The sequence below is a fragment of the Pseudomonas sp. PDM16 genome, from assembly GCF_014851865.1.
Classification (GTDB): Bacteria; Pseudomonadota; Gammaproteobacteria; order Pseudomonadales; family Pseudomonadaceae; genus Aquipseudomonas.
In genome coordinates this window covers 137,698-157,164 of the sequence record NZ_JACVAM010000005.1, presented here as the reverse complement: position 1 = coordinate 157,164, position 19,467 = coordinate 137,698, and the positions used below count along the sequence as shown (strand labels likewise).

20 protein-coding genes and 2 riboswitches are annotated in these 19,467 nt (G+C 65.0%); of the genes, 8 read left to right on the top strand and 12 right to left on the bottom strand.

All coding sequences use genetic code 11. The annotated features are described in order from the left end of the window. From IB234_RS17830 to IB234_RS17810, 5 genes are all read right to left on the bottom strand, one after another. A complete protein-coding gene (locus IB234_RS17830) occupies positions 1-663 on the bottom strand; it encodes an O-methyltransferase (RefSeq protein ID WP_192320404.1) in 663 nt (220 codons plus the stop codon). Continuing rightward, on the bottom strand, positions 660-1,175 hold the full coding sequence (locus IB234_RS17825; protein WP_192320401.1) for a C40 family peptidase: 516 nt from the start codon (positions 1,173-1,175) through the stop codon (positions 660-662). Before IB234_RS17825 ends, IB234_RS17830 begins: the two co-directional genes overlap by 4 nt. Before the next feature lie 69 nt (positions 1,176-1,244). After that, positions 1,245-1,868 (bottom strand): C40 family peptidase, encoded by a 624-nt coding sequence (locus IB234_RS17820; protein WP_192320399.1) that lies wholly within the window; start codon positions 1,866-1,868, stop codon positions 1,245-1,247. 69 nt (positions 1,869-1,937) lie between these two features. After that, complete coding sequence (locus IB234_RS17815; RefSeq protein WP_192320397.1) at positions 1,938-2,705, bottom strand: NAD-dependent deacylase; 768 nt, start codon at positions 2,703-2,705, stop codon at positions 1,938-1,940. Between the two features lie 35 nt (positions 2,706-2,740). Beyond that, positions 2,741-3,412 carry a DNA-3-methyladenine glycosylase I gene (locus IB234_RS17810; RefSeq protein WP_192320395.1) on the bottom strand — a complete coding sequence of 224 codons (672 nt, stop codon included), beginning with the start codon at positions 3,410-3,412 and terminating at the stop codon, positions 2,741-2,743. Between the two features lie 69 nt (positions 3,413-3,481). Here IB234_RS17810 and IB234_RS17805 point away from each other — a divergent pair, with 69 nt between their 5' ends. Beyond that, on the top strand, positions 3,482-3,778 hold the full coding sequence (locus tag IB234_RS17805; protein WP_192320393.1) for a hypothetical protein: 297 nt from the start codon (positions 3,482-3,484) through the stop codon (positions 3,776-3,778). Here IB234_RS17805 and cobM read toward each other — a convergent pair. The 4 genes from cobM to IB234_RS17785 are packed head-to-tail and all read right to left on the bottom strand — an operon-like array spanning position 3,747 to position 5,838. Then, entirely contained in the window at positions 3,747-4,514 is a 768-nt protein-coding gene (gene cobM / locus IB234_RS17800; protein ID WP_192320391.1) for a precorrin-4 C(11)-methyltransferase, read from the bottom strand. The two genes, IB234_RS17805 and cobM, sit on opposite strands and share 32 nt — an antisense overlap. Positions 4,515-4,527: 13 nt before the next feature. Then, the gene (locus tag IB234_RS17795; protein WP_192320389.1) at positions 4,528-4,941 is read right to left on the bottom strand and encodes a cobalamin biosynthesis protein; all 414 of its coding nucleotides are present in this window, start codon (positions 4,939-4,941) and stop codon (positions 4,528-4,530) included. Next, positions 4,919-5,641, bottom strand: a complete 723-nt coding sequence (locus IB234_RS17790) for a CbtA family protein (RefSeq protein WP_192320387.1) — start codon at positions 5,639-5,641, stop codon at positions 4,919-4,921. The genes IB234_RS17795 and IB234_RS17790 overlap by 23 nt, the downstream gene beginning before the upstream one ends. An 11-nt stretch (positions 5,642-5,652) precedes the next feature. Continuing rightward, positions 5,653-5,838 (bottom strand): CbtB domain-containing protein, encoded by a 186-nt coding sequence (locus IB234_RS17785; protein ID WP_225580665.1) that lies wholly within the window; start codon positions 5,836-5,838, stop codon positions 5,653-5,655. Positions 5,839-6,018: 180 nt separating this feature from the next. Then, a riboswitch (cobalamin riboswitch) is annotated at positions 6,019-6,242 on the bottom strand. 60 nt (positions 6,243-6,302) lie between these two features. Then, a riboswitch (cobalamin riboswitch) is annotated at positions 6,303-6,554 on the top strand. A gap of 94 nt (positions 6,555-6,648) precedes the next feature. Between IB234_RS17785 and cobW the strand changes: the two genes are divergently transcribed. Both cobW and cobN read left to right on the top strand, forming a co-directional pair. Beyond that, a complete protein-coding gene (gene cobW / locus IB234_RS17780; protein ID WP_192320385.1) occupies positions 6,649-7,701 on the top strand; it encodes a cobalamin biosynthesis protein CobW in 1,053 nt (350 codons plus the stop codon). 1 nt (position 7,702) lies between these two features. Next, positions 7,703-11,437, top strand: coding sequence for a cobaltochelatase subunit CobN (gene cobN, locus IB234_RS17775; RefSeq protein WP_192320383.1), 3,735 nt, complete (start codon positions 7,703-7,705; stop codon positions 11,435-11,437). Between the two features lie 5 nt (positions 11,438-11,442). On the opposite strand, the gene IB234_RS17770 is transcribed toward cobN, so the two are convergent. Both IB234_RS17770 and IB234_RS24170 read right to left on the bottom strand, forming a co-directional pair. Then, on the bottom strand, positions 11,443-12,516 hold the full coding sequence (locus IB234_RS17770) for a 3-deoxy-7-phosphoheptulonate synthase (protein ID WP_192320381.1): 1,074 nt from the start codon (positions 12,514-12,516) through the stop codon (positions 11,443-11,445). Positions 12,517-12,930: 414 nt separating this feature from the next. Then, positions 12,931-13,059: a hypothetical protein gene (locus tag IB234_RS24170; protein WP_263864199.1), complete on the bottom strand. Its 129-nt coding sequence runs from the start codon at positions 13,057-13,059 to the stop codon at positions 12,931-12,933. Between the two features lie 219 nt (positions 13,060-13,278). Here IB234_RS24170 and IB234_RS17765 point away from each other — a divergent pair, with 219 nt between their 5' ends. From IB234_RS17765 to cobF, 3 genes are read left to right on the top strand one after another with little or no spacing between them, the layout of a single operon-like run. After that, complete coding sequence (locus tag IB234_RS17765) at positions 13,279-14,280, top strand: ATP-binding protein (RefSeq protein WP_192320379.1); 1,002 nt, start codon at positions 13,279-13,281, stop codon at positions 14,278-14,280. Further along, positions 14,262-14,972 carry a vWA domain-containing protein gene (locus IB234_RS17760; protein ID WP_225580691.1) on the top strand — a complete coding sequence of 237 codons (711 nt, stop codon included), beginning with the start codon at positions 14,262-14,264 and terminating at the stop codon, positions 14,970-14,972. Before IB234_RS17765 ends, IB234_RS17760 begins: the two co-directional genes overlap by 19 nt. Continuing rightward, entirely contained in the window at positions 14,969-15,724 is a 756-nt protein-coding gene (cobF, locus tag IB234_RS17755) for a precorrin-6A synthase (deacetylating) (RefSeq protein WP_192320375.1), read from the top strand. The genes IB234_RS17760 and cobF overlap by 4 nt, the downstream gene beginning before the upstream one ends. Positions 15,725-15,788: 64 nt before the next feature. Here cobF and IB234_RS17750 read toward each other — a convergent pair whose 3' ends face one another. Next, positions 15,789-17,081, bottom strand: a complete 1,293-nt coding sequence (locus IB234_RS17750; RefSeq protein ID WP_192320373.1) for an ATP-binding protein — start codon at positions 17,079-17,081, stop codon at positions 15,789-15,791. Positions 17,082-17,846: 765 nt separating this feature from the next. On the opposite strand from IB234_RS17750, the gene IB234_RS17745 reads away from it, so the two are divergent. Further along, positions 17,847-18,416 (top strand): flavin reductase family protein, encoded by a 570-nt coding sequence (locus IB234_RS17745; RefSeq protein WP_192320371.1) that lies wholly within the window; start codon positions 17,847-17,849, stop codon positions 18,414-18,416. A gap of 403 nt (positions 18,417-18,819) precedes the next feature. Next, positions 18,820-19,290: a hypothetical protein gene (locus IB234_RS17740; protein WP_192320369.1), complete on the top strand. Its 471-nt coding sequence runs from the start codon at positions 18,820-18,822 to the stop codon at positions 19,288-19,290. Positions 19,291-19,467: the final 177 nt, after the last annotated feature.

The following is a 19,467-nucleotide window of genomic DNA, read 5'->3' as shown; positions in this document are numbered from 1 at the left end:
CTAGCGCTTGCGGCAGATGCTCAGCCCGTCGCCCAGCGGCAGCAGGCTGAGCTCGACGCGGGTGTCGCGGCGCAGGCCACGGTTGAGCGCCTGAATCGCGCGGGTATCAGCGCTGTCCGGGCTGGTCTCCAGCACCCGACCGCCCCACAAGGTGTTGTCGAACAGGATCAGGCCGCCCTTGCGCGCCAACACCAGAGCGTGTTCCAGGTACACCGTGTAGTTGGCCTTATCGGCATCGATGAAGATCAGATCGAAACTCTCTCCATGGCCACCTCGCTCCAGGGCACTGAGGGTCTCCAATGCAGGTGCCAGGCGCAAATCGATGCGCTCGGACAGACCGGCCTCATGCCAGTAGCGCTCGGCGATGGCATTGTAATCACCGGGCAGGTCGCAGCAGATCAGCCGACCTTCCTCGCCAGCAGCCTGAGCCATGCACAGTGCGCTGTAGCCGGTATAGGTGCCAATCTCAAGCATCTTGCGCGCACCGCTGAGTTGCACCAGCAGGGCCATGAACTGGCCCTGCTCGGGCGCAATCTGCCAGCGCGCCATGGGCAACTGCTGGGTCTCGTCGCGCAGGCGCTTGAGCAGCGGCGACTCGCGCAACGAGACATCCAACAGATATTGGTAGAGCGCATCGTCGAGCGCCAGCGTGCGGCCGGTCATGGCTGACGCGCCAGTTGGCCGGCGGCCAGTACCCGCTTGGCGCCGAGGTAGCTCTTCTGCCAATAGGTCTGTGTCAGATAGTCGAGGCGGACAGTTCCTCCGCTGGACGGCGCATGCACGAAGCGCCCCTCGCCAACGTAGATACCGGCGTGGCTCACCTTGCCGCCACCGTTGGTGGCGAAGAACACCAGATCACCGCTCTGCAGTTCGCCGCGACCGACATTGGGCACGCGCAGATTGATCATGTCGCGGGTCGAGCGTGGCAGCTGAATACCCGCGGCATTGCGGTAGACGTAGCCGATCAGGCCACTGCAGTCGAAACCGCTCTCCGGCGTGTTGCCGCCATAGCGATAGGGCGTACCTTCCAGGCCGATGGCACTGATCACCACGTCATCGGCATTGACGCCGACGATGGGGAAGGGATTGTAGGGTTCCTGAGAGGGAGGGTTGCCGGCGCATGCGGTGAGCAGCGCGGCGAGGGCTAGCAGGGAGAGGCGAGCCGTGAAATGCATGGGCGGGCGTCCTGGCCGGAATGCGCCCTACTCTGCCGGCTCGAAGGCACGGGCGCAAGGCCCGTGCAATCAACGGGGCAACAAGGAACTCGTAGCGCTCGACTGATCCGGAGCCAGGGCCAGTACACGCTTGGCCTCCATGTAACTGCGGCTCCAGTAGCTATCGTCCAGGCTGTCCACCCGCACGCCACCACTGCGGCTGCTGCTGGAGTGAATGAACTGGTCATCACCCAGATAGATACCGGCATGACTGACGCGACCGCGACCACGGTTGTTGAAGAAGATCAGATCACCCGGCTCCAGATCGTGGCGGGATACCAACGGGGCATCCAGATTGATCAGCTCACGGGTGGAGCGTGGCAGCTTCATGCCCGCCTCTTCCTTGAACAGGAAGCCGACGAAGCCACTGCAGTCAAAACCACTGGTCACCGAGGTGCCACCCATACGGTAGCGCGTTCCGACCAGGGAAAGTCCATGGGCCAGAATGCTATCCGCCAGCGACGGCAGCTCGTAGGGTTTGTCATCCGAGAAATCGGCCAACGGCTCTTCTTCTTCGAAGAGGCTGTAGTCGGCGGATTGCGGTGACTTGTAAGCCAGATCCATCTGGGGCTGCTGCGGGGCCTGGGTAGTGGCGCAAGCCGTCAGCAGAGCTGTGAGTGCAATGGGCACGAGGGGTGCGAAGCGCTTTAGCATGGGCACGACCGTGTCTGTCTGGAATTTGTTGGCGAGCGACTATGCCGTCTATGAAGACGATTTGCAAATTCAATGCCCGCAAATGTGACTTAGTAGTTCCGGCAAAACGTCTGACGCCCTTCCCGATAATCGGGCATCCACCCAGCGACTGATATCGGTCTGCTGAGGGTTCACTTCGACGGTGAAGCCCCCGCTGCGTCTGGCCTCGACCATGGGCTCGACAATATAGGGAAAGCTTGCGGTAGTACCTACCGCGATAACCACTTCGAAGCCCTGACGCACCTGATCATAAAGCCGACCAATGGCACCCTCCGGCAGCATTTCCTCGAACAGCACCACCGGTGGGCGCAGGATGCCCCCGCACTGGGCACAGCGCGGGGGCAACGGCTGCTGCAGGTGCTCGGCCAGGTGCGGATCTTCGGCGCCACAGGACTGGCAGAACAGCGGCGCCAGCTCGCCATGGATCTCGATCAGCCGCTCCAGCGGAGAACCCGCCCGGCGGTGATAGCCATCGATGTTCTGCGTCAACACCCAGCAGCCCGGCTTGCGCCGCTGCAGCTCGGCAATGGCGGCATGCCCGGCATTGGGGCTGGCGCCCAGGCAGGCCTCGCCGAGCTGCGCCAGGTACTTCCAGCACAGCACCGGATCGCGCTGCAGCATCGGCCCCGACAACGCCGCCTCAATCGGCAGGCCTTCGGCCGTCAGGCCGTTGTACAGCCCCCCCAGGCCACGATAGGTAGGCAGCCCGGAGTCCGCCGAGAGCCCGGCACCAGTGATGATCAGGATGCGCTCGGCCTTCTGGATGGCCAGGGCTACACGGATGATGTCCTGCTGCATGCCATTTCCTCCGAGTCAGACGTTGCGCTCGCCTATCAGTGATTCACGGTATAGGACAGCATCATCGACAGCTGGCACAGCGGCCGGCCGCTTTGTGCCTGCCATTCGTTGAAGGCGGCCTGCACCAGGGCCAGGTCCTTCTGGCTGGTCGGCGCCTTGTCGATAATGTTCTGAGCCTTGAGTGCGGCAACCATGTCGTCGCTGGGAATGAAGGTGTCCTTGCCGACCATGCGCAGGAAGCGCGGTGCCGACAGACCGCCGAGCTGGCTGCCGTGCTTGGCCAGGTACTTCCACAGGCCGACTATGTCGGTCACCGGCCAGTCGGCGATCAGCGCGCCGAAGCTGCCCTTGTCCTTCTGTACGTCGAGAACGAACTGGGCGTTGCGCGGTACGCTCTTGAGCTTGCCCAGGTGGCGGATCAGCCGTGCATCTTGCATCAGCCGTTCCAGGTGCTCGGCGCCCATCAGCACCACCTTCTCCGGGTCGAAGCCAAAGAACACTTCTTCGAAGGCGGGCCATTTGGCGTCCACCAGGCTGTGCTTGAGGCCGGCGCGAAACACGCGCAGGGCGATCAGCGACAGGTAGCGGTCATCGCTCAGCGCGCGCAGCTCGGCGTCGCTCTTCGGCTGCGGCAACCGGGCCTCCAGCGCCGCGGCCGAGCCGAAGCGGTTGAGGCAGTATTCGTGCAGCCACTGATAGTCACGCATGAGAGATCCTTGCCCGAAAGAGGCGCACAGGTTGCCCGCAACCCTTGGCGCCGCGCAATATTCGCCGCCATGAACGATCCCGTGGAAAGCTTCTTCGCCCAGTGCCAGGCCGTGCTCGCCGGCAATGTTGCCCTGCTCGCCCGCCTGCAAGCGGCCGGCTTCGACTGCCAGGCCGACTACTGGGCCTTCCGCCTGCCACAGCTGCACCTGTGGCTGGCGCCGCAGCTGGACTACCCACACTTTCGTCAGGCGCTCTACGCCAGCGAGCTGAATACGCGGCTGAAGGCACAGGGCGGCGAGCTCGCCATCGCCGACAACCAGGGCAACAGCGACCTCAGTCTGTACTGCCTGCGCCGTCTTTCCTGAACAAGTGGCGCGTAGCCTCGGCATACAGCGCCGAGCCGGCGAAGTCCTCCGCGCTCAACACGCGGCCGACCAGGATCAACGCGGTACGACGGAAGCCCTTCTCCGCCACCTTCACCTCGATATCCGCCAGAGTGCCGCGCACCCAGTCCTGATCCGGCCAACTGGCGCGATGCACCACGGCGATCGAGCAGTCGGCGCCGTAGTGCGGCAGCAGCTCCGTGACGATGCGCGGCAGATGCTGCACGCCGAGATGGATGGCCATAGTCGCACGGTGGCTGGCCAGGGCACCCAGCTCTTCCCCCGCCGGCATCGGCGAGTTGTGCCCATAGCGGGTGAGGATCACCGTCTGCGCCACTTCGGGCAGGGTCAGCTCGGCCTCCAGCAGCGCCGCGCAGGCCGCCGTAGCGGTGACGCCGGGAATGATCTCGAAAGGAATCTGCAGTGCCCGCAGCTCGCGAATCTGCTCGCCGATGGCGCCGTACAGCGACGGATCGCCGGAGTGCACGCGGGCCACATCCTGGCCCTTGGCATGGGCTTCGGCCAGCAGCGTGATGATCTGCGAAAGGTGCAGCTCGGCGGTGTTCACCAGCAGCTCGGCGCTGTGGCCCTGCAACACAGCCTCGGGTACCAGCGAACCTGCATAGAGAATCACCGGGCAGCTGCGGATCAGGCGCTGGCCTTTGACGGTGATCAGCTCAGGATCGCCGGGGCCGGCACCGATGAAATAGACGGTCATGGGAAATTCCGGTTCAGGCCGTGGCGATGGCCAGGGTAGCAGCGGCGCTGCGCTGTTTGCGGCAGATCAGGGTGGCGGCACGACCAGAGCGTTCGGCAGCGCAGGCCAGGGCACTGGCCTCAGCCACGCTGGCGGAGCCGGTCAGCTCGCGCACCTGCTCCGAGCTTTCGCTCAGCTGTGACTCGTAGGACGCCAGTTGCTCGGCCGAATAGAAGTCCAGCGGCAGGCCAAGGTCTGCCGCCAGCAGCAGCAGACCCGCTTCGTCGCGTTTGTATGCACTGCTGGCCAGGCCATGCAGCGCATCTAGCGGCAGTGCGAGCTGCGCCAAGCTCTGTTCCAGCAGTTGGCGCAGCTCGGCCGCCGTGCAGCCGCGGCGACAGCCGAGACCGGCGATCAGCAGCGGATCAGGCGTCGCGCTGTTCGCCACGGGCGAAGAACCAGGCGGCGGCCAGGCCCAGGGCCAACCAGAATAGCGCGTTGGTCAGCAGCGAGGCGAGGATGAACTCGTGCTCAAGCGCCTCGGGCGCCAGGCTCTCGTGAACTTCCGGCTGCGGCGCGCCGATCAGGTGCGGCACGGCCAGCAGCACCAGGCCGACGCCACGCAGCGCCCAGTTGCGGCCGAAGGCGATCAGACCCAGGCCAGCAGCAGTGGCGACGGCAGTGCCGATCCACCAGCACTGACGCAGCAGCAGGTCGGCAGCGGCAGTACCCGGCAGCTCCGGCGGCAGGCCGGCGGACGGCGCCAGGCTGAACACGGCAAAACCGCCCAGCCCCCAGAGCAGGCCCTGCCAGGTCTGGCTCGGTGCACGCAGGGTGAACAGACCAGCCAGCATCAGGGCGAAGCCAACAGCCACCACCAGATTGCTCAGGCCGGTAGACAGGGTGCGCTGCCAGCCATCTTCTGGCGCCCAGGCCTCGCCATCGTGGCTATGGCCGGCGGCCTCCTCGTGTTCGTGCTCATGGGCGGCGACCGGCGTCTCGTGGCTGTGCTCAGCCACCGGCTCGGCGGTTTCGAAGGTTTCCGCATGCAGGATCAGCGGGGTGACCCACAGGCTCTGCAACAGGGTCAGAACGATGGCGGCCAAGAGGCCTGCGAAGCCCGCAGTCTGGGCGATGCGCTTGATCATGGCAGGCGGTCTCAGTGGCAGGGGAAGGCGGCGCTGTGGCGCGTGTCGTGGGCGGCGTTGTGCATCGCCTCGATATGCGAGAAGCCGGCGAAGAAGATCAGCAGTGCGCCGAGCAGGCAGCTGCCGGCGGCGATGGCCAGGCGTTTGGACAGCGGGAGCGAAACGGAAGCGGAGGACGACAGCGTGCGGCTGGACATGATGAGCACCTTCCAGGGATTGGTATTCCGGTAGAAGGTCGCAGCGAGGAAATGACCCATCCAGGGCCATAAACCGGCATGCGCCCGCCCACCGCGGGTTGCCAACGAGCCCGTTCGACGTCTGCTGCGCGCCAGCTCTGCGGAATAACGGCAGGCTCTGGCTCACGAGGCGTCCAAGCGGGTTCTAACGAAGATTCAGGCCGGTCTCCGGGCTTGCGACGCCTTTGCAGGAACCGGGTCGGCCTTCCCATGCACGAGGCACAGTGGCATTGAGGACCCGTCGATCGCTTACCGTTGCGGGGGCAGCGCCGGACTCGCCCACTCCATGCATGGAGAAGGGCCCACCGGCTTCCCGTTTCACCTCGCGCACGGCGGCGAGAGGCACCTGAAACAGCTTTTCTAGAACATCACGAAGCCCCGCCCAGCGTCAACCGCGAGGTTGACCGTACCCCAGGCACTGCGTAGCCTTGCGCCCTTTCCGAGGTTCTTCTTCGCCAGCCGAAGAAGCTAAGAGGGAACAGGGTCTTTCAAGCCCTGGCTGCCCCCGCAACTGTGAACGGACGAGATTCTTCGAAATGCCACTGCCCTGTAGGGCGGGAAGGTGAGGGATCGAGCCCGAACCTCTTACGATTTCGCCAGCCCAAGCGGCGAAATCGTAAAAGGTTTTTGGGCTCACGCCGTAAGCCAGGAGACCTGCCTCGCAAATGTTTCGACAACCGGGCGGGGTGATCCGGTGGTGTTCGGCCCTCGCTCGTCCGCGCGTGCCCCGCCCTGCCCGTCCGTCCATTTCACGACGCTTCCGGGGCTGCCATGCAATCGCTCGCCAAACTTCCTGTCACCATCGTCACCGGCTTTCTCGGTGCCGGCAAAACCACCCTGCTCCGTCACCTGCTGGCCAATGCCGGCGGCCGCCGCATCGCGGTGATCGTCAACGAATTCGGCGAACTGGGCATCGACGGTGCCATCCTCAAGCAGTGCTCCATCGGCTGCACCGAGGAAGAAGCCAACGGCCGCGTCTATGAGCTGGCCAACGGCTGCCTGTGCTGCACCGTGCAGGAAGAATTCTTCCCGGTGATGCGCGAGCTGGTGGCACGTCGCGGCGAGCTCGACCACATCCTTATCGAGACCTCCGGCCTGGCCCTGCCCAAGCCGCTGGTACAGGCCTTCAACTGGCCGGAAATCCGCACCGCCTGCACCGTCGATGCAGTGATCACCGTGGTCGACAGCCCAGCAGTGGCCGCCGGCACCTTCGCCGCCTTCCCCGATCAGGTGGACGCCCAGCGCAAGCAGGACCCGAACCTCGACCACGAATCGCCGCTGCACGAACTGTTCGCCGACCAGCTGGCCAGCGCCGACCTGGTGGTACTGAACAAGACCGACCTGCTAGACGCCGACGCCCTGGCCGCCGTACGCGCCGAGGTGGCCGAGGAACTGCCGCCGGCGGTCAAGGTGATCGAGGCCCAGGACGGCGACCTGCCGCTCGGCGTGCTGCTCGGCCTGAACTGCGAGACCGAACTGCATATCGACGCCCGTCGCACCCACCACGACGAGGAAGACGAGGATCACGACCACGACGAGTTCGACTCCTTCGACGTGGTCCTGCCGGAGGCCGAAGAAGCGCGCCTGCTCGCCGCCCTGAAGGACGCCGTGGCCAAACACGGCATCCTGCGCGTCAAGGGCTTCGCCGCCATCCCCGGCAAGGCCATGCGCCTGCTGGTACAGGGCGTCGGCCAACGCTTCGACCGCCACTTCGACCGCGCCTGGGGCGAGGGCGAAGCGCGCGTCAGCCGCCTGGTGCTGATCGGCCAGAGCCTCGACCGCGCCGCCATCGAGGCGGAGCTGAAGGCCGCCCTGGCCGGCTAACATGCACCTGCTGCGCGCCCAGGCCGGCGTCACCCTGCCGGCCGACAGCATCGCCGACCTCGGCCAGACCCCGGCCGAGCTGGTGATCCTCTGCACCGGCGACTCGCATCTGTCGCTGCTGGCCGAGGTGGCGCGCGAGCTGCCCGAGGACTTCCCCAGCCTGCGCCTGGCCAGCCCGGCGCAGCTGCCCAACCACGCTTCCGTGGACTTCTACGTCGAGCAAGTGCTGCGCCACGCCAAAGTCATCCTGATCTCGGTACATGGCGGCGTCAGCTACTGGCGCTACGGCATCGAGCGTCTGGTCGAGCTGGGCCGCCTGGGCGCCAAGATCATTCTGGTGCCCGGCGACGACAGCCCCGATCCCGAGCTGACCACGCTGAGCAATGTGCCGAGCGAGGACAGCCAGCGCCTGTGGCAGTACCTGCGCCAGGGCGGCGCGGACAACGCCCGCCACCTGCTGCGCCATATCGCCAGCCGCTGGCTGCAGCGCGACTACCCGTGGAGCGAGCCGCGCGCCCTGCCGCGTACGCTGATCCACCACCCACTGCATGGCGAGGCAACCCTGGAGCACTGGCGCGCCGGCTGGCAACCGGGCTGGCCCGTGGCGGCGCTGCTGTTCTATCGCGCCCAGGTGCAGGCCGGGAACACCGCCTTCGTCGATACCTTCTGCCAGCGCCTGCAGGCCCAGGGCCTCAACCCGCTGCCAATTGCCGTGGCCAGCCTCAAGGAAGCCGAGTGCCTGGCCCAGGTCGAGACCTGGCTGGACGAGACCGAGGCGGCGGTGATCCTCAACACTACCGGCTTCGCCCAGTCCAACCCGGAATCGCCGCAGGAACGGCCATTCCGCCGCGACGTGCCGGTGCTGCAGGCACTCTGCGCCCTCGATAGCGAGGAGCAATGGCAGGCCAGCGCCCAGGGCCTGGGCCCCCGCGACCTGGCCATGCACATCGCCCTGCCCGAACTGGACGGCCGCCTGATCACCCGGCCGATCAGCTTCAAGGGCGTGGCCGCACGCAGCGAGCGCAGCCAGAGCGATGTGGTGCGCTACCGCCCACACCTGCCGGGTATGGACTTCGTCGCCGAGCTGGCCCTGCGCTGGACTCGGCTTGCGGCCAAGGCCAACGCCGACAAGCGCGTCGCGCTGATCCTGGCCAACTACCCGACCCGCGACGGCCGCATCGGCAACGGCGTCGGCCTGGACACCCCGGCTGCCGCGCTGAATATCCTGCGCGCCCTGCAGCAGCAGGGTTACCCGACCGACAGCCTGCCGAACGACGGTACCGCTCTGATCCACCAGCTGCTCGGCGGCGTGACCAACGATCTGGACAACCTCGATCAGCGCCCCTGCGCCCAGAGCCTGGCGCTGGACGACTACCGGCGCTGGTTCGCCAGCCTGCCCGCGGCCAACCAGCGCGACGTGCTGGAGCGCTGGGGCCCACCCGAGCAGGACCCGATGTACCGCAGCGGTCGCCTGATGATCGCCGGCCTGCGCTTCGGCCTGACCTTCGTCGGCATCCAGCCGGCGCGCGGCTACCAGCTGGACGCCGCGGCGGTGTACCACGACCCGGACCTGGTGCCGCCACATGGCTACCTGGCCTTCTACTGCTGGCTGCGCACGGCGTTCGCCGCCGACGCGCTGATCCATGTCGGCAAGCACGGCAACCTGGAGTGGCTGCCGGGCAAGAGCGTCGGCCTGTCCGAGGCCTGCTGGCCGAGCGCGATCCTCGGCCCGCTGCCCAACCTCTACCCCTTTATCGTCAACGACCCCGGCGAGGGCGCCCAGGCCAAGCGCCGCACCCAGGCGGTGATTCTCGATCATTTGATGCCGCCGCTGACCCGCGCCGAGAGCTACGGCCCGCTGCGCGACCTGGAGCGTCTGGCCGACGAGTACTACGAGGCCAGCCAGCTCGACCCGCGCCGCGCCCTGGAGCTGCGCAGCGAGATCCAGCGCAAGGTGCGCGAGGCCAGCCTCGACCGCGAGCTGGGCCTGCAGGTCAACGACGACCCAGACAGCTGGCTGCCGCAGCTGGACGCCTACCTGTGCGACCTCAAGGAGTCGCAGATCCGCGACGGCCTGCACTGCTTCGGCGAGTCGCCGAGCGGGCGCCTGCGCCGCGACACTCTGCTGTCGCTGGTACGCATCCCGCGCGGCGACGGCCATGGCCGGCACGCCAGCCTGCTACGCGCCCTTGCCCAGGACCTTGAGCTGGACTTCGACCCGCTCGGCGGCGAGCCGGCCGAGCCCTGGGACGGCCCGCGCCCGGATTGCCTGCAAGCACTCAGCGATGAGCCCTGGCGCAGCCGTGGCGATACCCGCGAGCGCCTGGAGCTGCTGGCTCTGCAGCTGATCGAACAGCTCGAATCCTCAGCCCCTGGCCCGGCCAGCGCCGAGGTCCTGAACGAGCTGCGCAGCCATATCGCCCCGCTGCTGGACGCCTGCGGTGGCGCCGAAATGAACGGCCTGCTCGCCGCGCTTAAAGGCCGTTTCGTACCGCCGGGGCCGAGTGGCGCACCGAGTCGCGGGCGCCTGGACGTGCTACCCACCGGTCGCAACTTCTATTCGGTGGACGTGCGCCACCTGCCCACGCCCACCGCCTGGCGCATCGGCGTGCAGAGCGCCGAGCGCCTGCTCGAACGCCACCTGCAGGACGAGGGCGAGCATCTGCAGCGCCTGGGCCTGTCGGTGTGGGGCACGGCGACCATGCGCACCGGTGGCGACGACATCGCCCAGGCCCTGGCCCTGCTCGGCGTGCGCCCGGTATGGCAGCCCGGCAGCCAGCGAGTCGAGCGCATCGAGGTGCTGCCACTGGAACAACTTGGCCGCCCAAGGGTGGACGTGACTCTGCGCGTGTCCGGCTTCTTCCGCGACGCCTTCGCCAACCTGATCCGCCTGTTCGATACGGCTGTGCAGGCGGTGGCCGAGCTGGACGAGCCGGAAGATAAGAACCCGCTGGCCGCGCGTGTCTGGCAGGAGACCCTGAGCCATCAGGACCAGGGGCTAGACCCGGTCGAGGCACGGCGCCAAGCCGGCTGGCGCATCTTCGGCGCCAAGCCGGGCGCCTATGGCGCCGGCATCCAGAACGCGGTGGAAGAACGCCTGTGGCAGACCCGCGCGGACCTGGCCGAGGTGTACCTGAACTGGGGCGGTTACGCCTACGGCCAGGGCGCCGAGGGCCTGCCGGCTCGCGCGCAGTTCGCCGAACGCTTGCAGCAGCTACAGGCGGTGCTGCACAACCAGGACAACCGCGAGCACGACATCCTCGATTCCAACGACTACTACCAGTTCCAGGGCGGCATGCTGGCGGCAGTCGAGACCCTACGCGGCGCCAAGGCCGCCAGCTACTTCGGCGACAGCAGCCAGCCGGACAATCCACGCATCCGCACGCTCAAGGAAGAACTCGGCCGCGTGGTGCGCGCCCGCGCGGTAAACCCCAAGTGGATCGCCGGAATGAAGCGCCACGGCTACAAGGGCGCCTTCGAGCTGGCCGCCACGGTCGACTACCTGTTCGGCTTCGACGCCACCAGCGAGCTGGTCGACGACCACCAGTACGCCCTGCTGGCCGATGCCTACCTGCTGGACAAGGACACCCGCGACTTCATCCAGCAGCACAACCCCGGCGCCCTGCAGGACATGCTCGAACGCCTGCTGGAGGCCCAGCAGCGCGGCCTCTGGCAGCAGCCCGGCGAGTACCAGGCGGCGCTGGAAAACCTGCTGCTGGATGCGGAGGAGTCCTGATGCCCTCAGCGCCCCACCCGCAGCCGCTCGGCCGCCTCGCGCAGCATCGCCTCGGTGCCGCTCCAGCCCAGGCAGCCATCGGTGATCGACACGCCGTAGCGCAGTTCGGCGGACAACGGCTGGCAACCATCGAACAGATGACTCTCCAGCATCACCCCGCGCAGGCTGGCGTCGCCGGCCAGGCGCTGGTCGAGCACGTCGCGCAGCACCGCCGGCTGGCGCAGCGGGTTCTTGCCGCTGTTGGCGTGACTGCAGTCGACCATGATGCGTGCGGCAATGCCCTGCTTCTCCAGGCTCGCCCGCGCCACGGCCACGCTGGCCGCATCATGGTTCGGCCCGCCGTGGCCGCCGCGCAGCACCAGGTGGGTGTCCGGGTTGCCGTCGGTCTCGACCAAGGCCGGGCGACCCAGGCCGTCCACGCCGAAGTGCTGGTGCGGGTGAGCCGCCGAGCGCATGGCGTCGCAGGCAATCGACAGGCTGCCATCGGTACCGTTCTTGAAGCCTACCGGCACATCCAGGCCGCTGACCAGCTCGCGGTGCACCTGCGATTCGCTGGTACGCGCGCCGATGGCGGCCCAGCCCAGCAGGTCGTCGAAGTAACCGGCCACCAGCGGTTGCAGCAGTTCGGTGGCCACTGGCAGGCCGCGTTCGAGCATGGCCAGCATCAGCCGGCGCGACAGTTCCAGGCCGCCGGCCATGTCGCCGCTGCCGTCCAGCTGCGGGTCATAGACCAGGCCCTTCCAGCCGATGGTGGTGCGTGGTTTCTCGACGTAGGCACGCATCACCAGCAGCAGCTGGTCGCTCACCTCGGGGGCCAGTGCGGCCAGGCGGTCGGCGTATTCGAGGGCGGAAATCGGATCGTGCAGGGAACAGGGGCCGACGACGACCAGCAGGCGCGGGTCGGAGCCGTCGAGCACGGCGCGGATGGCCTCGCGCTGGGTCTGTACCTGACTGGCAAGAGCGGCGGACAGCGGCAGGCGCTGGCGCAGATCGGAGGGGCTCGGCAGCGGCGTTGCGCGGCGGCGAGTGGTGGATGGCGGCACGGCTTGTGCGCGCAGAGCGGTAACGGAAGCATTCATGGCGGTGGTCCTCGCCCGGCGTGGTCTCATGCCACGCGCGGCGCGCTATCTGGGTGTTCGACTGGAATCTCGGTGGTGCGCGGCAGCGCTGCTAAATCGCCAGGCGGAGTTGCGGTAGCTGCGGTAATAGGCGGTGTAAGCGGTCATGTTTCGATCCTCTGTGTTCTCACCTGCGCTGAATGGCTGCGCGTCGGCCAGGCTGCGTTGGCGTTGGTTCGGAATGCTCATGTACCACTCGTACACTGCGCTTCCTCACCGGCCGCCGCCTTGCCTGGCTCTAGCTCGCTCATCCAGCGACAGGCGCTGGTTGTTGGCCTTGTGGGCCGAAAAAACAAAAACCCCGGTCGGGTGGCCGACCGGGGTTTCGTGAAACTGGCTGGTGGCGACCCTTTGCTCTGGGGCGCCTGTGGGGTATCAGGCGCGCCGCTGGCTAAACCAATACCCATAAAAGAAATAAGCGACGGCCTCGACCTGCGCGCACACACCAGCCACGCCGACAGCGGCGGAGCGAACGAGGCGGTTCAGGGAAGGACGAAACGACATGCTGATCTCCAAAACGATGGTTGCCACGCTAACCGATCAACCCGCCCCCTTTCAACCCTTGGAACCTGCTTACGACCTCCTGGCTGTCGGCCATACGGCGTTAAAAGCGGCCTCGGAATGCTCATGTACTACTTGTACATTGCGCTTCCTCGGCCACTTTTGCCTTGTCTGGCTCTAATCCAGAAGCTCGTAAACAGGTTCGCCACTTGAGGTAACGCCATGCAGCCCCATTTCCCCCTGGCCGCCGTGGTGGCTGCCGACGAGCTCAAGCTGGCGCTGTGCCTGGCCGCCATCGACCCAGCCCTGGGCGGCGTGCTGATCGAGGGCCCGCGCGGTATGGCCAAGTCCACCCTGGCGCGCGGCGTGGCCGACCTGCTAGACGGCGGGCGCTTTGTCACCCTGCCGCTGGGCGCCAGCGAGGAACGCATCGTCGGCACCCTCGACCTGGATGCCGCGCTCGGCGAGGGCCGCGTGCGCTTCTCCCCTGGCGTGCTGGCCAATGCCCACGGCGGCGTGCTCTATGTCGACGAAGTCAACCTGCTGCCCGACCATCTGGTCGATCTGCTGCTCGACGTCGCCGCCAGCGGCATCAACCACATCGAGCGCGATGGCCTGTCGCACAGCCACCCGGCGCGCTTCGTGCTGATCGGCACCATGAACCCCGAGGAAGGCGAACTGCGCCCGCAACTGCTCGACCGCTTCGGCCTCAAGGTCCAACTCGGCGGCACACCCGAGCCGGCCCAGCGTGCCGAGATCATCCGCCGCCGCCTGGCCTTCGACGACGCCCCCGCAGCCTTCCGCGCCCAGTGGCAGAACGAGCAGGACGCCCTGCGCCAGCGCTGCATGGATGCCCGTCAGCGCCTGAGCGCAATCGCCCTGGACGACACCAGCCTCGACGCCATCGCCCAGCGCTGCTTCGCCGCCGCCGTCGACGGCCTGCGCGCCGACCTGGTGTGGCTGCGCGGCGCCCGCGCCCACGCTGCCTGGCGTGGCGCCGACCGGATCGAAGCGCAGGACATCGACGCCCTGGAGTCCTTCGTCCTCGCCCATCGCCGCCGCGAACACACACCGCCCGCCGCTAGCCCGCCGCCAGCACCAAACCAGTCGCAACAGCAGCCAGCACAACCAGACCAGGGCGAAGGCCAGTGGGGGGCGCTGCCGCCACAGGCCGTGGCGGTCGGCGAACGGCGCGAGCCACCCGCCTGGCCAAAAAAGCCCTGAGCATCCGCCCACGCCAGGCCCCAGGCGCGGATGCCCTACCCCAACCCGGCCAGGCCCAAGGCGGACGCAGCGGCGCACGCGGCAGCGGCACGCCCACACGTATCGACTGGCCGGCGACCCTCGCCCACGGCCGCCCGCGTCGCCACGCCGACCTGCACTGGCACGCCCGCCGCCTGCGCCCGGGCGAGCTGTGGCTGGTGATAGTCGATGCCTCGGCCAGCACCCGCCGCCATGGAGCCCTGGCCCAGGCCAAGGGTCTGCTCGCCGAGCTGTTCGCCAGCGCCTACCGCCAGCGCGCACGCCTGGCCGTGCTCGAAGCCGGCGGCGCGCAGCCGCGCTGGCTGTGGCAGGGGCAGAAGGCCTCGCCTGAACTGCACACCTGGCTGCAGCAGCTCGGCGCCGGCGGCGGTACCCCGATCATCGAGGCCCTGCAACTGGCCACGCCCTGGCTGGCGCGCCGGCAACGCCACAAACCAGGCGAACAACAGCGCCTACTGCTGCTCACCGACGGCCGCCTGCGCGACTGGCCGCGGCTTACCGCGCTACCCTGCCCCGGCCTGCTGCTGGACATCGAACGCGCGCCCATCCGCCTCGGCCGCGCCCGCCAGCTGGCCTTTGAGCTGGGCGCCGACTACCACCATATCGACGAACTGGCGCCCGCAAGCCGCGCGCCCACCTGGAACAGACCATGAAAGAACTGCTGCTGGTCGGCATCGGCGCCGGCGACCCGGACTACATCACCCAACAGGCGATCAAGGCCCTGCGCCGCAGCGATGTGATCTTCCTGATGGACAAGGGCCCGGCCAAACACAAGCTCAACGCCCTGCGCCGGGAAATCTGCGAGCGCTTCCTCGAAGGCCACAACCCGCGCTTCGCCGAGGGCCAGCAGCCGGAACGCGAACGCGAAGCCGCCGACTACCGCGCCAGCGTGGACGAGCTGAACCGCGACAAGCAGGCGGTGTTCGAGCAGTTGATCGACGAGCAGATGAGCGACGGCGAGACGGCCGCCTTCATGGTCTGGGGCGACCCCTCTCTGTACGACAGCAGCATCCGCATCATCGAGTCCATCGCTAGCGCGCGCAGCGACCTCAGCTACGACGTGATCCCCGGCATCACCAGCCTGCAGGCCCTCACCGCCCGCCATCGCATACCGCTGAACCAGATCGGCCGCGCCGTGGAAATCACCACCGGCCGCCTGCTGGCCGAGGGCTGGCCGCAAGGCGTGGATAGTGTGGCGGTGATGCTCGATGCCAAGGACACCTACCTACGGTTTGTTGGGCAGGGGCTGCATATCTATTGGGGGGCGTATGTGGGGACGGCGGATGAGATTTTGATTGCTGGAGCTTTGGATGAGGTGGCGGAGCGGATTGCCGAGACTCGCGCGGGAGCGCGGGAGAGGAATGGGTGGGTTATGGATAGTTATCTACTGAGAAGAACAAAATAGTGCGCACTTAAGGACCGCTGCTGGAGAAAGTAAAAAATCCAACAGCGATCCAATATTAATCCAGTCAAATATTACGCAAAGTCACATATAACCTAAAAACAGGATTAATAAACTCATAAACGCCACGCCCCTCTGGCACACTCCGCAACACCGGACCAAATTTTCTATCAAGCAGCCTCGGCAACAACTGATCCACATACTCGATATCAAATTCCCCTGCATCACGCCTTGCCTGCTTTAGAAATACCCGCCCAACATCCTCATTAAACAGCGTATTTTCCTCAGGCTGCTCAGCCAAAATATGAAGAAGGAGCTGCCTATCAGACGAATCACCTACCGCCTTCTTGTAAGATGACTCGAGCGCTGGAAAAGCCAGACCAGACTTAATATCAGACAGCACCGATTGATAAATATATTTATTTACCTTATTCAACCCCATTTGCGCAGCCTTCAATGCGCAAGACCTGCCAATCATCTGAATAAAGTAAGGATATCCTTGCGAGATCGAAGAAATATCCTCTTTAATCTCACCATCAAATGAGAGACTCCCCTCAAAAAGCTCCTCCGCTCTATCGAGGACAGCGACAGCCTCAGCTTGTGGCATCGGCCTGACATGGACAGCACCTTGCTCAAGCAATCGCTCAACTGAACCGTGATCCTCAACAAGGCCATGCAAATCCTGCCCAATCCCACATATTGCAAACTTAACATCCTTGGAACTAAGAGATTTTATAAGCGAACCCAACCCATGCTTATTCTCAACGACATCAAACTCATCTAACAATATCAGCAAACCGTCTCTTTTCATCCGGCCCTTTACTTGATTCGAGACAATAGAAGAAATAAAGTTTCTAAACGTCTGAACCGTATCATCAGGAACAACTTTTACATATTTATTCGACTCAATTCCTTTTGCGCCCCAATTCACTACCTTTAGGTCCGCACCTAACGAAACTTCCTTTGTTCGAGAAAACTCCACGATTTCCTTGCCATCATCGGGCAAGAGCCTCAAAAGCCCATCTTCGTCATCTTGATCATTACAAAGACGCTTTATCAGATCCTCACCCCCCTTAATCAAGGAGTCACAAGTATAAAAGACCGTAAGATAAGTTCTCGGCTTGGCGGGAATCTCGGCTGCCAACCCAGCCCTCTTAGCCAAGGTGTAATCACCCAATGCCATCTGTTGAACTTGGCGTAAAAGAGATGACTTGCCAACTCCGCGGCGCCCATAAATAGCTATAAGACTCATAGGGGAGTTTAAGCCCTGCATACAGGATCGAATTAAATCAATTCGCCCAACAAATCGCTGATGATCTTTAATTACATCCGATGTAAAACCAACCTCAGGATCAAACACTTCCAACCCCCTATGCTTATTCAGCCGCTACCGGATACTACATCTGAATCGTGGAGCAAAAAACAGAAAAAGTTAAGAATCCCAATTTAGCCTTCCGCACTTGTGAAGATTCCATATTTCGTTTTTTCGCCCTTACGGCGAGTCACTTTCTCTTTGCTCGCGCGAAAGAGAAAGTAACCAAAGAGAAAGCCCGCCCGGCATCCGGGTCTGGCCTGCGGCCAGACTTCCCTCCCTCCGGTGCCGCTCCGGGGGCCGGCGTACAAGGGGCGTCCCTGCCCCTTTACGCCTCTCGCCGCATCCATGCGGCTCGTCCCCCTACGCAACACCTCCACTCGGCCTCCTGACGGGGTTCAGACTCCGAGTTGGCTGGTAGTTTTTCTGGACGCTTCGCGCATGATCTTTTTCCACGCTCCGCGTGGGATCTATCGAGAGAGAAGACATGGAACTGTCACGCAACTCAAAACGCCCCTTCAGGAGGGCGAGTGGAATCGTCGTGGAAGGGGTTGAGCGGCATGGAGGCCGCGAGAGGCGCGATGGGCCAGGGATGGCCCTTCGCGCCGGGCCCCTGGAGCGGCGATGGAGCGAACGAACCCGGAGCGAAGCGCAGGGCCGGATGCAGGGGCAAAGCGTTTTTGGTTACTTTTTCCGCGACTGGAAAAAGTGACCCGCCGTACAAGGCGGAACCTGTAGTCTCAGCCGAGGAAAGCGCTGATTCTCAGCAACCATATCGACGCCAACACCCCGCTGTCAGGAAACGCCACACAAATGAATCCCCACCAAAAGCAGGTAGACCTCGCCAAGGCCTACCGCTTGCTAAACCACGGACCAACCGTCCTGGTCTCCGCTCGCCACAACGGCGTCGACAACGTCATGGCCGCCGCCTGGTGCTGCGCCCTGGACTTCGCCCCGCCCAAACTCACCGTCGTGCTGGACAAAGCCACCCACACCCGCAAGCTGATCGAACGCAGCGGCCGTTTCGTCATCCAGGTGCCGACCGCCGCGCAGCTGCAGCTGACCAACCAGGTCGGCAACCACAGCCTCAAGGACGACCCGGACAAGCTGACCAAAGCCGGCGTCGAACTGTTCGACATGCCCGACAACGACCTGCCCTTCGTACAAGGCTGCTCGGCTTGGCTGGCCTGCGAGCTGATTGCCGAGCCACATAACCAGCAGGCCTACGATCTGTTCATCGGCGAAGTGGTCGGCGCCTGGGCCGATGACCGCGTATTCCGCGACGGCCGCTGGTACTTCGAAGAAGCCGGCCCCTCCTGGCGCAGCCTGCACCATGTGGCCGGCGGGAATTTCTACGTCATCGGCGAGGCGCTCAAGGCCTAGGAACTCTCACCGTCGGCGAAGGTGGCTATATACCTGGCACAGGCCAGCAGATACTGCAGGTGCGGGCCATGCCCGGAGCTCGGCAGGATCGGCGGTTGGGGAGCGGCAATGTGCCGCTGAGCGCGTGCCACTTCTCCATGAAAGACGATGTCGTGGGGTCGGCCCATGTGCAACGCAGAGATGCCTGTGCAATTTGAGTGCATCGAGCGATGCCAGGATGATCGAACCGCGCGGTCCATCACCCAGTCGCTGCCCCAGCCCACTCATAGGACATCGGTCTACGGCACGCGAAGCGACATGAAGGAAGCTGCAGACGCTTCGAGTGCCTGTAGTGTAAAACCGCCAACACGACCTGCCTGGCTCTGGAAGCAGCAATCAATAATCTGCAAATCGGACATCGCTCATGCAAGCCCTGCTCTACCGCTGGTTGTTGGTGGTCGCTATAGGTCATGTGGCCCTGGGCATTGCCCTGGCCTTCGCCGCGCATCTGCCGATTACCGCCTCTTACTTCGACTACCTCTACACCAGCGTCTCCAACCAGCCGCCGCCAACTGAGTTCCAAGGCTTGCTGCAGACCATGGTCGGACTGTTCGGACCAACAGTGGCGAGTTGGGGCGTGTTGTTCGGCCTGCTGGTGTACCTGTACCGCGAGCATGGCCACCGCCAGATCAAACCAGTGATCTTTTTGGCCCTGCTGGTCTGGTGCCTGCTGGACAGTGCTATCTCGCTCTACTTCGGCCTGCGCTGGCATGCCTACCTCAACGCGACGGCGGCGCTGTCGATCGCCATTCCGCTGTACGTTCTGCAGCCTAAGGCGCTGCAGCGGCTTCATCGGCAACCCACTGGCCAGCGCCCTGAGTCAGACCGGGCATGAGGTAATGGCGCTACCCTGCGATGTGGCCAGCGTGCGTCATACCCAGGGGCGTGTTACTTGCCTCATCCAACTCGACCAGATTGCCAGCGACAAGCACATCGACTGCATCATCAACCTGGCCGGCGAGCCATTGGGAATCCAGCTGGAGCCTCCAGCGCAAGCAGCGCTTCCTACAAC

Coding starts and splice junctions, on each gene's coding strand:
- IB234_RS17830 (WP_192320404.1), bottom strand. CDS start 663: ATGACCGGCCGCACGCTGGCGCTCGACGATGCGCTCTACCAATATCTG.
- IB234_RS17825 (WP_192320401.1), bottom strand. CDS start 1,175: ATGCATTTCACGGCTCGCCTCTCCCTGCTAGCCCTCGCCGCGCTGCTC.
- IB234_RS17820 (WP_192320399.1), bottom strand. CDS start 1,868: ATGCTAAAGCGCTTCGCACCCCTCGTGCCCATTGCACTCACAGCTCTG.
- IB234_RS17815 (WP_192320397.1), bottom strand. CDS start 2,705: ATGCAGCAGGACATCATCCGTGTAGCCCTGGCCATCCAGAAGGCCGAG.
- IB234_RS17810 (WP_192320395.1), bottom strand. CDS start 3,412: ATGCGTGACTATCAGTGGCTGCACGAATACTGCCTCAACCGCTTCGGC.
- IB234_RS17805 (WP_192320393.1), top strand. CDS start 3,482: ATGAACGATCCCGTGGAAAGCTTCTTCGCCCAGTGCCAGGCCGTGCTC.
- cobM (WP_192320391.1), bottom strand. CDS start 4,514: ATGACCGTCTATTTCATCGGTGCCGGCCCCGGCGATCCTGAGCTGATC.
- IB234_RS17790 (WP_192320387.1), bottom strand. CDS start 5,641: ATGATCAAGCGCATCGCCCAGACTGCGGGCTTCGCAGGCCTCTTGGCC.
- IB234_RS17785 (WP_225580665.1), bottom strand. CDS start 5,838: ATGTCCAGCCGCACGCTGTCGTCCTCCGCTTCCGTTTCGCTCCCGCTG.
- cobW (WP_192320385.1), top strand. CDS start 6,649: ATGCAATCGCTCGCCAAACTTCCTGTCACCATCGTCACCGGCTTTCTC.
- cobN (WP_192320383.1), top strand. CDS start 7,703: ATGCACCTGCTGCGCGCCCAGGCCGGCGTCACCCTGCCGGCCGACAGC.
- IB234_RS17770 (WP_192320381.1), bottom strand. CDS start 12,516: ATGAATGCTTCCGTTACCGCTCTGCGCGCACAAGCCGTGCCGCCATCC.
- IB234_RS24170 (WP_263864199.1), bottom strand. CDS start 13,059: ATGTCGTTTCGTCCTTCCCTGAACCGCCTCGTTCGCTCCGCCGCTGTC.
- IB234_RS17765 (WP_192320379.1), top strand. CDS start 13,279: ATGCAGCCCCATTTCCCCCTGGCCGCCGTGGTGGCTGCCGACGAGCTC.
- cobF (WP_192320375.1), top strand. CDS start 14,969: ATGAAAGAACTGCTGCTGGTCGGCATCGGCGCCGGCGACCCGGACTAC.
- IB234_RS17745 (WP_192320371.1), top strand. CDS start 17,847: ATGAATCCCCACCAAAAGCAGGTAGACCTCGCCAAGGCCTACCGCTTG.
- IB234_RS17740 (WP_192320369.1), top strand. CDS start 18,820: ATGCAAGCCCTGCTCTACCGCTGGTTGTTGGTGGTCGCTATAGGTCAT.